This window comes from Paenibacillus zanthoxyli JH29 (assembly GCF_000520715.1).
Lineage (GTDB): Bacteria > Bacillota > Bacilli > Paenibacillales > Paenibacillaceae > Paenibacillus_AQ > Paenibacillus_AQ zanthoxyli.
Genome location: NZ_ASSD01000190.1, coordinates 1 through 434 on the forward strand (window position 1 = coordinate 1; position 434 = coordinate 434).

The following is a 434-nucleotide window of genomic DNA, read 5'->3' on the forward strand; positions in this document are numbered from 1 at the left end:
ATGCTCGGAACCGACCGCTCCTTCACCCAGTTTACTAGCGGTAACACTGCCGTCCTGAAGCTGTACGGACGAAACCGAGTCCTGCAGGAGATGGCCAACGCCCACAGATGAGGGGCGGATATGCTCGCCGCCGATAACACCGGGGGTCAGATGCTCCGGCTGAACCGCGCCTGGCACGATATGCCGGCCTTCCACTGAGCCGTCCGCCAGATGCTCCGATTGAACAGCCGATGCCGCCAAGTGTTCGCCGCCAATAGATGATGGAGCAAGATGATAGCTCTGTACGCTTTCCTCCTCCAGATGGCGGGACTGAATAGAGAAGGAGGCAATTTTCGAGCCGTCCACCGCTTCATTCTGAAGCTCCGCTCCGCCCACTGCGCCTTCCGCCAGCTGATCGCTGCCGATGCTCTTCGGCGCAAGCTTGCTGCCGGTGA

The 434-nt window shown here is 60.4% G+C and carries 1 pseudogene; it reads right to left on the minus strand.

Features of this window, described 5'->3' with window-relative positions:
• A pseudogene (locus tag L691_RS32585) lies at positions 1–434 on the minus strand (hypothetical protein); the annotation flags it as partial.